The sequence below is a fragment of the Halalkalibacter wakoensis JCM 9140 genome, from assembly GCF_000513095.1.
GTDB classification, from domain to species: Bacteria; Bacillota; Bacilli; order Bacillales; family Bacillaceae_D; genus Halalkalibacter; species Halalkalibacter wakoensis.
Window position 1 is genome coordinate 1 of sequence record NZ_BAUT01000085.1, and the last position, 16,107, is coordinate 16,107.

The following is a 16,107-nucleotide window of genomic DNA, read 5'->3' on the forward strand; positions in this document are numbered from 1 at the left end:
ACAGTAGATCGTCCTAATCCCATGTGTGCTTGGCAGTCTCAGGAAATCTCAAAATTAGTGTCTGTTATTAAGGATATCGCTGAACAAACAAACCTGTTGGCATTAAATGCAGCTATCGAGGCTGCACGTGCTGGAGAAAACGGAAAAGGCTTTTCGGTGGTTGCGGCCGAAGTACGTAAGCTTGCTGAGCAAGTATCCTTGTCTGTAAAAGATATTACAACCATCGTGACAACGATCCAAACTGAATCGAGTCTCGTTTCGAGCTCTTTACAAAAAGGATATAAAGAAGTGGAACAAGGAACCAACCAAATTATTGAGACGAGCCGAACTTTTGATGGGATTAATGAAGCGGTAGAGGAGATGGCTAAAGGCATTCGTACCATCACTGGAAACCTATCCGCTATGGTCGGAACGAGTCAGGAAATCAATGGATCGATTGAAGAAATCGTCGCAATCTCCGAACAATCTGCAGCTGGAATTGAGCAAACGTCTTCCACTTCTCAACAAACGAGCAGTTCAATGGAAGAAGTCGCTAATAATTCTGATGAATTAGCTAAATTAGCTGAAAATTTAAATGGATTGGTACGAAATTTCAAAGTATAAATTTAGGGGTTGTTGTTAAAACAACCCCTTTTTATTTAACGAATAACACGAACCGTATGATTCGCCGCTATTCTTTTTGCTTCCCTTTCAATGTCTCTTACTTTTCCATTATCAATATCGTCGTTCAATTGAATCTCAATAACATCTCCACGAGCACGAACTTGCCTAACCCCATCCATTTCCTCGATTCGATCAATGGTTGACCCTTGCGTTCTTGTCGGTTCGTTCTGATTTGCTGCTAGTCTTCCCGCTCCGTGTTGTCCTTGTCTATCGCCATCAAGACCAAAAAAACCACCTGCTCGACCTTGTCCATAATCTGTTCCAAATCCGCGTGGTCGGTCTTCTCCAATAGTCACTTCCCCAGGTTGGCGTCCTTGGTTAAAGAATCCACCATCATGATCCACTTGTCCTTGTAAATCATTACGGCCACCAAGACCACCTTGACGATTGATCGTTGTATCCAATTGCATTTCTCTGAAATCAGCAGCCTGATTATCGGCCCCACAGCCAGCCAAGCCACTTAGTAACATTGAAACGGTTGCTATAGACAGCATCATTTTTTTCATAAAAAAACCTCCCCCTCTTTTTATAAAATGGCTTTGTGAACGAGAATTTACACTGTTAGTTGTTGGATGTTATTGAAAATTCTCTGCATATTTGCTCGTTCATCTACAAAAAATAAACTCATTATCACGATTAGGAGGTTTTACTTATGGATGCAAAACGAGCACAGGAAATTTCGTCGTCAGCAAGCATGATTGATGTTTATCATAATGGACAACCCGTTTACATCGAACATGTTGATCAAAGCAACGGACAAGCTACCATTCACCCACTCGCTTCTCCAAACAGCAAGCAAAGCGTTGATGTGACTGAGCTTTCAGAGTAAAAATAATAGGCCCTCCTTCTACTGTAAATAGAGGAGGGCCTGTTTTATGGTGTATGAGTAAAAGATGTATTTTCAAATATATTTTCTAGCGCAACCGTTCCATTGCGCTACAGGCACTTGCTTTCCGCTCCATTTCACTCTTATTTTTCTCATACCAATAACATAATGGTACGAAAAGAGGAATTTAAAAAAACAAAGTCGTCAAAATCAGATTCAAAGCAGCAATCGCCACAACAATCGCCGCCAGTCTTTTCACCTTTTCTTGTGAAAGTTTCTTAAAAAAGAGAATTCCGATTCGCGATCCGATTAGTACACTAACGAGCCCGACTAGAAAATAAGTCAAAAAGCCCAATGAGAAGTCTCCATTTATTCCATGTAACGTAACCGTCATAAGCGCGGTGACAACAAAGGTCACCTGCAAATTCGCACTATACGCGTACTTATTGTCATAATACAAAAGCAGAAAATAAAACACAAAAAACGGACCGCCGATGGCAAAAACCCCACCAACCAATCCTCCTACTACCCCTAGTGAAAACGGAAGCCACGTTGTATTAACGGTTGTCCCAGGTTTAGGTGGTTTGTTTTTAAATAAATATACGACAAACGCGAGCAAAAAGAGGCCAAGGTACACTTTTAACATTTCTTGTTCTCCAAAGGAATCCAAAACAAAAAACGCCCCGATACGACCAAGGACCCCACCACATAAAATCACACTCAATGTTTTCCACTGAATATGTTTGTACAATTGAGAAGCAATGCTAGCAGCGAGCACAAACGCCAAAGATACAACAAGAAGGGTGCTTTCTTTTACCGTAAACAAAAACGGCAAAAAGCCCATGGCAATCAGTCCAAAGCCAAATCCACTCACCCCTTGAATGAAGCTGCCAAAAAACATAATGATAAACACAATAAGTAATTCAATTAGCATAAATAGCGAACCTTTCGTCGAAAACTGTCACTAATGCTTTATTATATCAGAAATAAAAACAGATGCTTGGCCTCCTGCTTATGCTAGCGGAAAATGAGCTTTGAACCTATAGCGCTAGATCTTCGCCTTTCCTTTTATTTCGAGGACCCTCAGTCCGCTATTTCACTGAAAATGCCCTTTTTTAAAGTGTTGGCGGACACACGGTTCGCTATTAACCCAATATGAGCCAAATTTCATACGGATTAAGACAAATAACGGAACGACTGTCCGCAAACCATTAAAAATCGGTTCAACCCCCTAAGTTTGGACACGTGCTCATGATTTCTGCTTTTTATTTAGTTTTTCATCTCTCTAGCGCGCTTACGCTTACTGGCCTATTGGTCGAGGTGAACAGAAATCTGTTCATCTCAACCAATAGGAATTTTTCTTTACATAGCTTGTTTTACTTGTTTTGTTTCTCCAGCTTGCCATTTTTGATAATATTCTAAAGGTGAGTAGTCGTTTAAACTCCCGTGATATCGCTCTTCGTTATAAAACTGGATAAATTCATCCACACAAGAATAAGCATCCTCAAACGTGATAAATTCATTACGTTGGTAACACTCACGCTCTAAAATACTATGAAATGATTCAATGTAGGCGTTCATATTTGGTGAGCTTGGAGGTATTCTCTCATGCTCGACTTGTTGAGTCATGCAAAACTCTTGAAAATGCTTACTAATGAACTGCGGTCCATTATCTGTTCGAATAATAAGTGACTGAGTGTCTTCAGAAGCATGGATTTCTCTTTTTATTAGTGCTTTCTGAAGCATTTTTGTAATGTGTTTGGCTTCGCAAACGGTTCCTCGATAATGACCTATGATTGCTCGATCATGGACATCTATTACACTAGCCAAATAGAAAAACCGACGAGAAGATGTCACGTATCCATATTTAATATCTAGCTGCCATAGTTGGTTAGAACCTGTCACAATTCGGTTTTTAGCTAAACGTCTAGGATACGTTTGTTTCTTTTCACGCTGAGGTAGTAGAATATCGAGTTCCTTACAAAGACGATAAACCTTCTTTTTATTAACAATGAGTTTATACTTACGCTGTAAGCACCGAGTTAATTTCCGATAGCCATAAACCCCTTCTTTGCCCTCTATGAGCTTTAATAAATAGTTCTTTATCGTTGAATCCTTAATCTTTTTCCCTTTTTTATTTCTTGAAAAGCCAGGAATTGGTCGTCCTCCTGTAGCTGTTTTTTTCGAAGTAGGATGAGCCAATCTATAATAATAAGTGGAGCGACTAACCGAAACGATCTTTAAGACACGTTTTGCCGGAAACCCATGTTCAATCCACTCACGCGCATAATCTATTCGCTCGGAAAGTTCAATTACTTTTTTTTTAGCATTTCACGAAGCATCGCTACTTCTAGCTCTTTCTCACCCAACAGCTTCATAGCGTGGTCATATTTAGTTTGAAGGTCTTGGTTAGTCGAAGAATCTGAAAGCGGACTAACCCCTTCTTGATTCATCTCTTTCTCTACTTCATCTCGGTAAAGTTTCATCCACCCACCTAAAGTAGACGTGCTTACCCCCACTTTTCGAGCAATATGGGCAGAGTTTCCTGACTCAATTGCCATACGAACATATTGTTTTTTAACATCTTCTATTGGCCCCATTCTTCTTTTCATTTTGGCTCCTCCTTTAGTTAACTCCATTTTAATATTTTGAGGAGTAGGTGTCCAAATGAGTTAGGGGGCTAAATAGAAATCTATGATTTTGTCACAGATAACGGATCTGGTGTCCGATCCTGCACCTGACTCAAAACATGTATATGGAATAAACTTTTTTAAACTCAGAAAAAAGGAGAGTCAGCTCTTAGACTGACTCTCCCACCATTATTTTTATGCGAAAAACACCGTTACTGTTAGAACAATCATTGCTAAAATACCAGGGTTTTTAAGGTTCTTTTTTTGCATTTATATGACCTCCTAATGTGTGATCTCTTTTGTTATTTATACTATATCAATGACCAAATATTCTGTAAGTAAATGTGTTAGATTTTATGTCACAGAAAATAAGTATTTTAAATGCATGTTAACAAACTGAAATGCATCAAAACCCCAATTCTTCTTCTGACAAGCTCTCCATCAATAAAACGATAATAAACTATCGTAACGCCTCATAAGAAAGGAGTGATTTCATGTTTCCTTGGCTTCAAGAAATGTCTCTTCATCATCATCAAAATGGACAAAACCCAACTAACTCTGGATACCAAATGAATCCTTGGATGCCTTATCAGCCATGGTATTATAGTCCACAGCCATATCCTATGTACATGCTTCCACCTCGAAGATTTTGGTAACAAAAAAAGGAGAGAAACAAAATAAATGTTCCTCTCCTCTTATTTTATTAAGACTGCAATGCATGCTCTTTTCTCTTTTTCTTTGTTGGCATGTCCGGCATTTCATTGACGGACACGACATCTTCCGTTCTCTTCTCCGGCTTTGTCCAGTATTGCTCGTTTCCTGGTAAATCATCAAACCATGTTGCATCGTCCGGACAGTCAAGCACCATGAACTTGCCATACTCATTGTCACGTGATTGGTGATATTTCAAATACGCTTTTCCATCTTCAATCGCTAAAATTTCGATTTTTCCACTCGTGTGACTCATCGAAAGTCGGACTCGTTTTCCTAAGCCCGATGTTCTTGCTTTTGCTTTTTCAACGATGTCATACAGCTCTTTTAACGTTAAGACAAAGTCATTGTTACCCGCTACAGGGCGGTTGACAAAGAAATAATACGGAGTAACCCCAGCCCATGATAATTTATCAAGCAATTCTGCTAATACATCTGGGTCATCATTGATCCCTTTTAAGACAGGCGTTTGGTTCACAACGATCGCTCCAGCATCATGTAGCGCTTGGAAACCTTTTTTCGCTTCTTCTGTGATCTCAACCGGGTGGTTAATGTGTGCCATAACATAGATTCGCTTATCTGCTGTTGAGTATTCAGAAATTAATTTTAATAACTCCTCATCTTCATAAATACGCATCGGGTTAAATACTGGCATTTTTGAACCAAGGCGAATAATTTTGACGTGATCAATGGCGCGAAGACGCTCGAAAATCATTCTAAGCTTTTTTGTTGCTAGAATAAGAGAATCGCCACCTGTTAACAATACGTTATTGATTTCCGGGTGCTCTTCAATGTATTTTAATCCTGGCTCGACATCACTCATTGCTTCTTTTACATCATTACGGAATAATCTTTTTCTAAAGCAATAGCGGCAATATGCGCCACAAACCTCTGACACGATTAAGAGTGCAGTTGTCGCGTATTTATGTTGACAGCCTGGTACAGAATAGTTCGTATCCTCATCGGATGCATCCCAACGTCCGTATTCTTCTAGCTCCCCTTCATTTGGAATCACAAGCTTGCGAATGGGGTCGTTTGGGTTACTCCAATCAATTAAATTTAAATAATAATCATTTACACGGAACACGTATTTCTCGGTAATCTTCTTAAGTTTTTCTTTCTCATGTTCCGGAATTTCTTTGATCTTATCCAGATTCATATAATATTTTGGTTGTGCCATCGTATCTCGTATCCTCCTCTTAAAATAAAAAATTTTATGTAGAGTTTACTCCTAATAGGCCACCATTTTTACTGCCCTACATGTGAAACAGCCGGGACGTCAATCCCTGGCCTACCAAAAACGATACTCTCGTGTTTTTAAGTAGATTCTTCGATAAAATATATCTTGATAGATTGATATACTCTACTAAGATCTAACAACATCTTGCCTGCATTCCCCCTTTTATGATCATTGCCGATTCACATCTGAAGAAAACAGGGTTTTATCCCAGTTCCTTCCTATTAAAATCTTAACACAATCACTTTCCTTCGGCTAACGACGATATACGCCACCTCTGGATGTAGTCCTAGCTTAATTCTATTTTTCCTCATCTATTATGCCCATTCCTTTTAAATGCTCGCATGCCTATCTACTTCATCAAAGCCAAGAATCAACTTCTAATGATAAAAACTTCATAAAAAAGTTGTTCTGTTCTACTCTCTTAGGCAAATCGAGTAGGAGAAGGTGACTCACCTCCGAGGACCTATATTTTTCAGGAAAACACACCCAATAGATACTTCTGTCTTCGCAATTCAGATATATACCTTAAAGGTTGTAATACTGCCGAGCGTATTCAAAAATAAGAAGAGCCTATAGGCTCTTCTTAAAAGTAATCAGAAATTATTTAATTACTTAAGAATAAAGAAACAACCTTCGCGCTTTGAGCACGTGTAGCCGTTTGGCTTGGACGGTACTCAATTCCGTAACCTTGAACAAGCTCAAGCTCATATGCCATAGAAATAGCTGTTTGTGCTTCTGCATCTAATGATGTAATGTCCTCAAACGGTGTTGAACCAGTTGGCTCATATACTTCTCCAGTTTGCAATTCATATGCACGATTTAACATAATAGCCATTTGTGCACGTGTAATCGGTTGGTTTGGCTTGAATGAATTATCTTTGAAACCTTTCACTAAGCCATTTTCAAAAGCAGCAGCAATTTCAGCTTGTGTTGATTCAGCAAGACGCTGAACGTCGCTAAATGGTGCTTCGTTTTCAGCTTCTAATCCAAATGCACGAACTAACATTGAAGAGAATTGAGCACGAGTTAATGTACCGTTTGGTGAGAACGTTGTATCTGTTGTACCACGAATCAACCCTTGATTAAAAAGGTCTTGTACGTACTCAAAATGCCAATCACCTTCTGCCACATCAGTAAAAGTCATCTCTCTCGCTGGAGCATCTGGACGCTCAAAGCCCATTACTGCATAATAAGCAGGCTTCACATGATAAGTTGTATCGAATACGAATGGAGCATCTTTCCCTTCGCCATCATCACTGTGTTCTTGTGCACGGTCATCAAGCCAAGTGTGGTTATCTCCAATTCCCCAGAATGTTACATGTGTGATATTCAAGCTCTCGTCTCTATACAATTCAAATAATTCTTCATAACGATCTGCTTGAACTTCAAGAATTTCAGCTGGAATTTCTTCTTCTGACTTGAATTCACCACTTGGAGGCCAACCATAGATACTTACATCTAATTCTGTAACTTGGTTCTCTAGTCCAAGGTCTGCAAACATTTCAAAAGACTCTCTTGACTCTTCAAGTGTAGGCCAGCCAAGCTGAATATGAGACTGATGCCCAACACCATCAATTGGAACACCATCTTCGATTAGCTCGACTACTAAGTTATAAAGGTGCGTTCTTTTTGGCTCGATTTCTGTATTATAGTCATTAATGAAAAGCAATGCATCTTCACCAGCATATTCTCTTGCTGCGTGGAAAGCTGTTCTAATGTACTCATCACCCGTAATTTGGTACCAAACTGATTCACGAAGACCTCTTTCGTTCGGCTCACCATCGTCAATGACTTCGTTAACAACATCCCAAGCGTCTACATCATCTTTATAACGCTCCACAACCGTTTTGATGTGTGTATCAAGGCGTTCTAATAAAAGCTCTTTATTCGCTTCACGTTTTTCTTCGTCTTCTTCATCAACCATTGGGTTCCCATCTTCATCTAGGAAGAACCAATCAGGTACTTGATTGTGCCAAAGAAGGGTATGGAAACGTAATTCCATATCATTTGCTCTAGCGAACTCAACAATTTGGTCGGCACCTTCCCAGTCCCATTCACCTTCTTCAGGTTGCAAAGATACGGGCTTCATTGCATTTTCAGCAACGACGCTGTTATAGTGATGCTCCAAAACTGCTCCAGGTTCCCCTTCTACTTGAAAAGGTTCAACTGCTGCTCCAATAGGAAAATAATCTTCAAAGTGTTCCGCCATTGATTTAACATCTAATGCATGAGGTCTTTCTTCCCCTTGAGCGGAAACACTACCTAGCCCCACTGGCAACAATAAAGTTAAAGCTGCTGTTGCAATAAGAGGCTTGCGTAAAACTTTTAACATTACTCTCTCCTCCTTTTTATGTATTAAAAGCGCTTTCAAGTTAGCGTGTAAACTCCAATTCCTACTTATTCAAAAAAGGATACGTTCCTCCTTTTCTGGTAATTAAAAACTAGGTTTACAATGTAAGCACTTCCAATTACGATCTCATTCTACACTATATACTTTGTTTTTCCAATAGACAAACAAAGTTATCTAAAATATTAGAATAAATGAAATGGTGAAAATTCCTTTTATAATACGGTTTTAGCAAGCTAAAAAAAATTCCAAAAAAATTTAATTTTTTTCTGTTAAACAAAGTTTGGCGATATTTCGCTCAAAAAAAGAATGCCTGTCGTCTCCTTTTGGACAGGCATTCTCCATATTTAAATTTAATTAAACCCCCAAAGAAGCTCCCAATCACCCGTTTCTAGATTTTCTGCCACATACACATCTTGCTTAATTTGGTAGTTTCCATTTGTTGAATCCCCTTGTATCTCTTTTGTAACCGTTACTTTGTATACTTCCTCAAATGGTTCTGCATCAGCTGACATCTGCCAATCTCTTACTTTTTTCGGTTTACTTATTTGGTAGGTGAAGCTATTCGTTCCTATAAAGTTCCCTCTTGTTTGCATATAGTGTTCTCTCGTAAATCTTTCTTTCATTTTCGGATGAAACAGTTCATAAGAACTAGAATATTGGGTATCTTGCTCATATGTATAAAACGAATCGATGGCCTTCGTCGCTTTTTGTGACTCTGTCGGAATCAAGAGAAGCAATACCACACCGATCAAAAGAGCAACAGGAATAATAAACAGTATGGGCGAAGGTTTTCTTTTTTTCATGAAAAATGCCCCCTTCTTGTAAAAAAGTATATAGTCCATGTTATTCGTTGAAGGCGCAATTTAGTAGTAAGAATCTTGAAGGGGTGTTTTTGATGACCTTTTGGGCTCCGTTCTCTGTCAGAAGGGAATCATTGGGCCTCTTTTGTGACCTTTGGGGCTTGTTTCTCTCTCAGAAGGATATCATTGAGATTTTGCAACTTTTTGGATCGTACCGTAGCTCTGTTTCACAAAAAATAGTAAACTGGTCATTATTAATGTAACATTCTTGATGAAGGTGATTTTATGAAAAATACAAAAATATGGTGGGGTGTCTCTATTGTATGGTGTTTGGGAATTGCGGTTGCAACACAGCAGCCATTTTTTACTGGGGATTCCACAGAGCAACTTTTAACAAATCCTTTCATTGACTCTGCCTTTTTAAATTACATTGTTCGTAAGTCTGTTCACTTGTCAGCTTTTGGATTGTTAGCTTTGTTTCTATGGCTTGCGCTGCGTAACCACAAGAGGCGATATTTACTGGCATGGATTTTCGCCACTTTATATGGCGCCATTGACGAATGGCATCAGTCCTTTATCCAGAACGTTCGGGCGTATTCTCTGATGTTTTAATCAATTCCGTTGGTGCGGCTATAATGCTTGCTCTCATTGCAGTCGTGAAAAAATATCGAGGACTAAAGACTTAAAAAGGGTTTGTCTTCTTTAGACAAACCCTTAGAGGTTATTTGTTTCACTTATGAACTTACTGTTTTTTCTCACCATATGCTTGAGTAAAAAGCATTAGGTAATCGTCTTTAGTAATCGTTCTAGCGTTAGATGGTGTTGAACCGTTCTTAAAAGCAGATTCGGCTAAATAATCAAAGTCTGATCTCTTTACTTGAGAGAGTGAGGCAAACGTTGGAATTTCAATATCTTTTGCTAGTTGCTTCATTTCATGTACTAGTGCTTTTGTTGCATTTTCATCTGTGTCGTGATCGGCTGCAATTCCGATTGTTCGAGCGATCGTTGCATGTTTTTTTAGATCCGCTGATGCATTGTATTCAATGATGTAAGGCAAGAACATCGAATTCGCAATTCCGTGTGGGGTATCATAAAGTCCCCCAATTGCTTCTGCCATACAGTGCACGGAAGCAACATCTGCATGAGAAAAAGCTATTCCTGCAATCGTTGCGCCAATCATAAGCTCGTAACGTGCTTCATGATTCTCACCGTTCTGTACGGCTGTGCGGAGAGCCGGGTAAATTCTTCTAATCGCTTCAAGCGCCAATCCATCTGCAATCGGATTGCTTAATTTACAAGTGTACGCTTCAATAGCATGAACGAGTGCGTCCATTCCTGTTGAGGCTGTTAATAATGGCGGAAGCTTATAGGTTAATTCAGGATCAACGACCGCTATTGCCGGGGCAATTTTTACGTCTTTGATTGTGAATTTTATTTTTTTCTCCGTGTCGGTTATGACCGAGGAGCGTGTCACTTCAGCTCCTGTTCCAGCTGTTGTTGGTATAGCAACAAGTGGCGTAACTTGCTTTGGTATATTGCCTCTTCCAGCGTAATCCTGTGGTCGCTTACCTAAAACGTGAAGAATCGCAATTGCTTTTGCTGCATCAATTACCGAACCTCCACCTAATGCAATGATGCAGTCAGCTTCAAATGCCCTTGCTGCGTCTCCTCCTTTTATACAATCCACATCACGCGGATTCGGCTTCACATCTGAAAAGGTTTTAGTTATAAACCCTTGTTCCGTTAACGCGTTCTCAAGCTTTTCTGCTAATCCAATCTTGATAATGCCTGGATCTGTTACGATAAAGAGGCGTTTTCCGGCTGCTTCTAGGTCCTTTATGTATTGAGCTGTCTGGTGGAACGTCCCTACACCCGCTTTGATTTTAGTTGGCAAATCAAATTCAAATAGATTCATAACATTCTTCCTCCTAGTTCCTCTTTGCATTTCCTTCTATTATGACATATGAGGAAGGTATAGGTGGGAAAAAAAGGGGTTAGGAAGAGGTTGGGGAGTAGATTTGATGTAGCCTCGGGCAGGAAACAGCTCAAACATCTAAAAACTATCCAGAGGGTCCCCTTCTTCTGACAACTTTCAGCTCATATAGCTCAAAACTGTCCGAACCTCACTCCTCTTCTGACAACTTTCAGTTCAGCCTGCTCAAAACTGTCGAACCTACCTCCTCTTCTGACTACTTTCAGTTCAGCCTGCCCTAAACTGTCCGAACCTACCTCCTCTTCTGACAACTTTCAGCTTCATGCCTGCCCTAAACTGTCCGAACCTACCTCTTCTTCTGACTACTTTCAGCTCTTCCTGCTCTAAACTGTCCGAACCTCACCCTTCTTCTGACACAATCCCCCCAAACCCCAACTAACCTGTCCAAACAAACCACCACCTCCAACAAAAAAGTTCCCCCAAAAGGTACTACTACCTTTTGAGGGAACTTTCCTATATTCTAAACTTGGAAATCGATTCTTGCAGGCCTTCTGCTAAGTTGGCTAAGGCCGTGGAAGAGGCTGCGATTTCTTCCATTGTTGCTAGTTGTTCTTCGGTTGCAGCTGAACTTTCTTGACTGGAAACAGCAGATGTTTCAGCTACTGTTTTGACTTCTTCTAATGCGCGGACAACGTGGTCGCTCACGCCGGTCATCTCTTGAACCGAAGCGGTGACCTCATTTACTTTTTCTGTTACTTGTTCGATTGAGTTTTGAATTTCTGTAAAGGTTTTATTCACATCACTTGTTGTTTGCAACCCAACCGCAACTCGTTCTGTGCCATGTTTCATTGACTGGATGACACCTTCTGTTTCTTTTTGAATCTCGGTAATCATTTTATATGATTTGGGAAGCTGAACTCTTGGATTCTTCTGCTAGCTTGCGGACTTCATCGGCAACGACAGCGAAGCCTTTGCCATGTTCACCAGCACGCGCTGCTTCAATGGCTGCATTCAAGGCAAGGAGGTTTGTTTGCTCGGCAATGCCTGTAATTAAGTGGACAATCTCACTAATTTCAGCTGATTTCGCTCCTAGTTTTTCTACAGAAGTAGAGGTTGTTTGAACAGCGTCAGAAATGCTGTTCATTTGTTCGTCGACAAGCATCAGAGAATCTGCTCCACTTACGGTATGCTTGGACGCTACTTCTGAGGACTTCGTCATATCCTCACTATTTTGAGCAATTTGCTGAATGCTAGCAGCCATTTGCTCTACTGCCGAAGATACGTCATTTATGCTATTTAGTTGGCGATCTGCTCCTTCTGCTGAGGCTTGAGCTAGCTCTGCCATCTGCTCGGTCGCTTCTGTGCTTTGTTCTGCACTTGCTGATAATTCTTCTGAGCTGGCTGATACTTGTTGACTTGCTTCTGTTGTAGATGATACAAGGTCTCGTAAGCTTGCTTGCATGTTATTCACACCTGTAGCGAGGGAACGAATTTCATCTTTTGACTTGATGCGCAACTCTTCTCCACTTAAATCCCCATCTGCAATTTGGTGCAACCGCTCGACAATTAGTTTGATGGCTTTTGTAATATATCGACTTAAAACTATCGTAATAACAACAGCTAACGTAATCGCAAAAAGTACACCGATCAGCATCGTGATTCGGCTTAACTCATAGGTTTCTTGCTTTGCTTCCGTAAGTTGTTCCGATAAAAGAAGGTTTTGATCAGCTAATTTTGTTAAGTTTTCTGTTGCGTTGTAATAAATGTCTCCCCCTAATCGAAGGCCTTCCAACGCAGCATCATAGTCCCTCGCATAGATGAGGTCTCTATTTAGGCGAACTCGCTCATCAAACCGATTCCATTCTGTTACAAAGCTATTGAAAATTTCTTCTTCCTCAATAGTCAACTCGGTACTTCCATATAGTCCGATCCACCCTTGAATTTCCTCAAGGTTTTCTAGCGCGCCATCTGTTATTGCTGGGTTCTCGTTTAAGAGAGATGACACCATTTGAACACGCGTATTTTCCGTTAATCTTGATAATTCCACTAAATAACTAGTTGGAAGTAAGCCTTCTTCATACATTTCAATGGCACCATCATTTAAATGAGCCATATTCACGATCGCAAAAATCGATAAACCTACAAAAATGACAATTATACTTAAAAAGGAACAAAACAACTTGAACCCTAATTTCATTCTACTCGCCCCCCACATGTGAATCAGATACGTCTCTTTTGATGTCAGTATAGTGCTAGTTCGAGAAAAAAACTGTGATGTTGCGCACAATTTTTAAGTGATAAAATATGGTTAAGATAAAGTCATTAAACGTTTGTAGGTTTGTATGAAAGGAATTGGTTACGATGACAAAGAACTACGTATTAGGATTAGACATAGGAACGACTAGTGCGAAGGCTGTGCTTTTTCAAAAAAATGGACGTGTTGTTTCTGAAAATGAAAACGCATACCCCGTTTATCATCCGAATCCTTCTTGGGTTGAACAAGACCCAGTAGAAATAGAAAAGGCCGCCTTGTCAGCCATTGCTGGTGCTGTTCAGAAAAGTGGTATCAACAAAGAGGATATTCTGTGTGTTGGTATATCAAGTGCCATGCATTCTCTTATTTGTATTAATGAACAGCATGAAGCGATCTCCCCTTCGATTACATGGCAGATGGCCGCAGTGTTGACCAGACCAACCGTTTAAAAGAAACGATCGGCAAAGATATCTTTTTACAAACAGGGACTCCGATTCATCCTATGTCCCCTTTGACAAAATTAATTTGGATGAAAGAGACAGGTTACCAGCCGTATATTAATGCTGCAAAATTTATTTCCATTAAAGAATACTTGTTGCTGAAATGGTTTGGTACGTACATTGTCGATTATGCCGTTGCTTCAGCAAGTGGTCTCTTTAATATCCATACCTTTCAGTGGGAGGATACAGCACTTGCTGCTGCTGGCATTTCAAGTGACCAGCTTTCAAAACCAGTACCATCAACAGAAATATGCCAAGGTCTCGAAGTGGAACTTGCTGATAAGCTAAACCTACCTCAAGACATACCTTTTGTAATCGGTTCAAGCGATGGCCCTCTTGCGAACTTAGGGATCGGCGCCATTAATCCAGGTGATGTTGCACTAACCATTGGAACAAGTGGAGCCATTCGACAAATGGCCTCAAAACCAGAAACGGATGAACTTCAAGAGATCTTCTGTTACGGCGTGACCGAAAACTTATGGATCATGGGTGGGCCAACAAATAACGGTGGCATCGTCTTTCAATGGTTAAAGGATGTTCTTGGGGAAAAGGAAGTCGAGCAAGCTTTAGCCAATGGCACGAGTGCTTATGACCTTTTAACCAACCACGCAAAAGGTGTAAAACCGGGTGCAGAGGGCTTGCTTTTCTTACCATTCTTGAACGGGGAAAGAGCGCCTTATTGGGACGCGAATGCTCGTGGAAGCTTTATTGGATTAACTCTTTCTCATAAGAAAGAACATATGATACGTGCAGGGTTAGAAGGAGTTATCTTTAGTATGTACAGCATCGGGCAAGCGCTTGAACGACTAGCTGGAGAACCGACTCAAATTTTTGCAAGTGGAGGGTTTGCTCGTTCTCCACTTTGGTTACAGATTGTGGCTGATATGTTCGGACAGGACGTGCATGTGCCAGTCAGCCACCAGAGCTCCGCATGGGGAGCTGCTTGGTTTGGTTTGTATGCACTTGGTGAAGTGCCATCACTGTCTGCGATTAAAGAGCATATTCCCATGAGCAGTACAATTGTTCCAAACGCAAACCATCATGCTCTCTATCAAGAGTTGTACCAAACATACAGTGAGCTATATTTCTCATTAAAACCACACTTTCAAACACTTGCAGCATTTCAGCGTGGAAGTTCAGTGAAGTAATTTAACTTTAACCTTCAAGCTTCCAGTCTAGGGGAGCTTTGCCCTCGCTCCCGGGATGGGGGACACGCACCTGCAGGCGGGCGTTGAACTAACCGGCTGCGCCGGTGGATTTCAACCTGCCCTTCCCTCCTGCGGGTGTCGGCCCTCCCATCCCGTCCGCTTTTTAAGAGTAATCAATGATAGATAAGTAAGTAACCCTAGCAGGGGAATGACACGGAGACTCCTGCGGGACCAGTGACCCACGTGTGAGACCCCGCAGGCGAAAGCCAAGGAGGCTCACCGGGCACCCGCGGAAAGCGGAGTGTCATTCCCCTGCGGAAGTTAGGCACTTTTTCAGCGACTTCCATCTTTTTTCTCGTAGGAGTCAATTGGCTTCCGCTCCATTTCACTAAGACCGATAACATTTTCACAACAACAAAACTTTATTAAAACAAAAAGCCTTCTAAGAGAAATCCTCCTAGAAGGCTTGTAACATGTTACCCATTTTGGTTAGATGTTACATCTTATCTTATATTAGTTAGTTGCTTCTTCTTCCTCATCATCAGCAAACTCGTCACCAGTTTCTTCGCCATCAACGTCTACATCAATTTCTTCTTCCGTTTCGAATTCTTCGTCAACGGCAGGCTCTTCAACGTCTTCAATTGGCTCATCCATTGCTGGATCTTCCACTGCTGGTTCTTCTACAGCTGGATCGTCTAACATTGGCTCCTCTTCTGCAGGTGCTCCGCAAGCTCCAAGTAATCCTAATGTTAATGCAGCTGCTGCTGTGGTCATTAAAATTTTCTTCATCGTTCATTACCCCCAAATATTTTTATGACTAGCAGATATATGTTTGGCTTGCTGTTAGTCTTTGTGTATCTTAACAAGATTATTCATACCCGTCTATAAGATGCGTAGGTTTTTGGAAATGTCTAACAAGCTTTTTACTTTGTCACATTTTTTCCCATAATGGTTGTCCAGATATGTCAGTAAGGTTAAGACCCTTAGAGGATATTGAAGGGAGAGGCTGTTTTGGGTAGTTAGCTCTAAGTGAAGTGAAGCGGAAGCCACTC

At 40.7% G+C, this 16,107-nt stretch carries 16 protein-coding genes and 1 pseudogene; 6 read left to right on the forward strand and 11 right to left on the reverse strand.

Annotation, left to right across the window (positions count from 1 at the left end; translation table 11 throughout):
* Window positions 1-603: methyl-accepting chemotaxis protein (locus tag JCM9140_RS19380; protein WP_235715411.1), on the forward strand; the 603-nt coding region annotated here is incomplete at its 5' end.
* Between the two features lie 35 nt (window positions 604-638).
* Here the strand turns inward: JCM9140_RS19380 and JCM9140_RS19385 are convergent.
* Window positions 639-1,169, reverse strand: a complete 531-nt coding sequence (locus JCM9140_RS19385) for a hypothetical protein (RefSeq protein ID WP_034750447.1) — start codon at window positions 1,167-1,169, stop codon at window positions 639-641.
* Between the two features lie 146 nt (window positions 1,170-1,315).
* Between JCM9140_RS19385 and JCM9140_RS19390 the strand changes: the two genes are divergently transcribed.
* Window positions 1,316-1,492, forward strand: a complete 177-nt coding sequence (locus JCM9140_RS19390; RefSeq protein ID WP_034750450.1) for an H-type small acid-soluble spore protein — start codon at window positions 1,316-1,318, stop codon at window positions 1,490-1,492.
* Between the two features lie 184 nt (window positions 1,493-1,676).
* On the opposite strand, the gene JCM9140_RS19395 is transcribed toward JCM9140_RS19390, so the two are convergent.
* The 3 genes from JCM9140_RS19395 to JCM9140_RS19405 all read right to left on the reverse strand — a co-directional run bounded on the left by JCM9140_RS19395 (window position 1,677) and on the right by JCM9140_RS19405 (window position 4,101).
* Window positions 1,677-2,423 carry a sulfite exporter TauE/SafE family protein gene (locus tag JCM9140_RS19395; protein ID WP_034750453.1) on the reverse strand — a complete coding sequence of 249 codons (747 nt, stop codon included), beginning with the start codon at window positions 2,421-2,423 and terminating at the stop codon, window positions 1,677-1,679.
* A gap of 428 nt (window positions 2,424-2,851) precedes the next feature.
* Complete coding sequence (locus JCM9140_RS19400) at window positions 2,852-3,802, reverse strand: IS3 family transposase (RefSeq protein ID WP_156314928.1); 951 nt, start codon at window positions 3,800-3,802, stop codon at window positions 2,852-2,854.
* Window positions 3,802-4,101: a transposase gene (locus tag JCM9140_RS19405; RefSeq protein ID WP_034750461.1), complete on the reverse strand. Its 300-nt coding sequence runs from the start codon at window positions 4,099-4,101 to the stop codon at window positions 3,802-3,804. Before JCM9140_RS19405 ends, JCM9140_RS19400 begins: the two co-directional genes overlap by 1 nt.
* A gap of 512 nt (window positions 4,102-4,613) precedes the next feature.
* Between JCM9140_RS19405 and JCM9140_RS23965 the strand changes: the two genes are divergently transcribed.
* Complete coding sequence (locus JCM9140_RS23965; protein ID WP_156314930.1) at window positions 4,614-4,775, forward strand: hypothetical protein; 162 nt, start codon at window positions 4,614-4,616, stop codon at window positions 4,773-4,775.
* Window positions 4,776-4,822: 47 nt separating this feature from the next.
* Here the strand turns inward: JCM9140_RS23965 and JCM9140_RS19410 are convergent, their stop codons facing one another.
* The 3 genes from JCM9140_RS19410 to JCM9140_RS19420 form a co-directional block, all read right to left on the reverse strand.
* Window positions 4,823-6,022 carry a KamA family radical SAM protein gene (locus JCM9140_RS19410; protein ID WP_268870599.1) on the reverse strand — a complete coding sequence of 400 codons (1,200 nt, stop codon included), beginning with the start codon at window positions 6,020-6,022 and terminating at the stop codon, window positions 4,823-4,825.
* A 652-nt stretch (window positions 6,023-6,674) separates the two neighbouring features.
* Window positions 6,675-8,402, reverse strand: a complete 1,728-nt coding sequence (locus JCM9140_RS19415; RefSeq protein WP_081727781.1) for an endo-1,4-beta-xylanase — start codon at window positions 8,400-8,402, stop codon at window positions 6,675-6,677.
* Between the two features lie 368 nt (window positions 8,403-8,770).
* Complete coding sequence (locus JCM9140_RS19420; protein WP_034750467.1) at window positions 8,771-9,223, reverse strand: hypothetical protein; 453 nt, start codon at window positions 9,221-9,223, stop codon at window positions 8,771-8,773.
* 282 nt (window positions 9,224-9,505) lie between these two features.
* Between JCM9140_RS19420 and JCM9140_RS19425 the strand changes: the two genes are divergently transcribed.
* On the forward strand, window positions 9,506-9,832 hold the full coding sequence (locus tag JCM9140_RS19425; protein WP_052002391.1) for a VanZ family protein: 327 nt from the start codon (window positions 9,506-9,508) through the stop codon (window positions 9,830-9,832).
* A gap of 130 nt (window positions 9,833-9,962) precedes the next feature.
* Here JCM9140_RS19425 and JCM9140_RS19430 read toward each other — a convergent pair whose 3' ends face one another.
* The 3 genes from JCM9140_RS19430 to JCM9140_RS22810 form a co-directional block, all read right to left on the reverse strand.
* Complete coding sequence (locus JCM9140_RS19430) at window positions 9,963-11,135, reverse strand: iron-containing alcohol dehydrogenase (RefSeq protein ID WP_034750470.1); 1,173 nt, start codon at window positions 11,133-11,135, stop codon at window positions 9,963-9,965.
* Between the two features lie 531 nt (window positions 11,136-11,666).
* Complete coding sequence (locus tag JCM9140_RS25010; RefSeq protein ID WP_052002393.1) at window positions 11,667-12,047, reverse strand: methyl-accepting chemotaxis protein; 381 nt, start codon at window positions 12,045-12,047, stop codon at window positions 11,667-11,669.
* Between the two features lies 1 nt (window position 12,048).
* Entirely contained in the window at window positions 12,049-13,350 is a 1,302-nt protein-coding gene (locus JCM9140_RS22810) for a methyl-accepting chemotaxis protein (protein ID WP_052002394.1), read from the reverse strand.
* Between the two features lie 164 nt (window positions 13,351-13,514).
* Here JCM9140_RS22810 and JCM9140_RS25330 point away from each other — a divergent pair.
* Window positions 13,515-14,197: pseudogene (locus tag JCM9140_RS25330) on the forward strand (FGGY family carbohydrate kinase); the annotation flags it as partial.
* 123 nt (window positions 14,198-14,320) lie between these two features.
* Window positions 14,321-15,055, forward strand: coding sequence for an FGGY-family carbohydrate kinase (locus JCM9140_RS25335; protein WP_369384466.1), 735 nt, complete (start codon window positions 14,321-14,323; stop codon window positions 15,053-15,055).
* A gap of 513 nt (window positions 15,056-15,568) precedes the next feature.
* Here the strand turns inward: JCM9140_RS25335 and JCM9140_RS19445 are convergent.
* Complete coding sequence (locus JCM9140_RS19445) at window positions 15,569-15,844, reverse strand: hypothetical protein (RefSeq protein WP_034750473.1); 276 nt, start codon at window positions 15,842-15,844, stop codon at window positions 15,569-15,571.
* Window positions 15,845-16,107 lie beyond the last annotated feature (263 nt).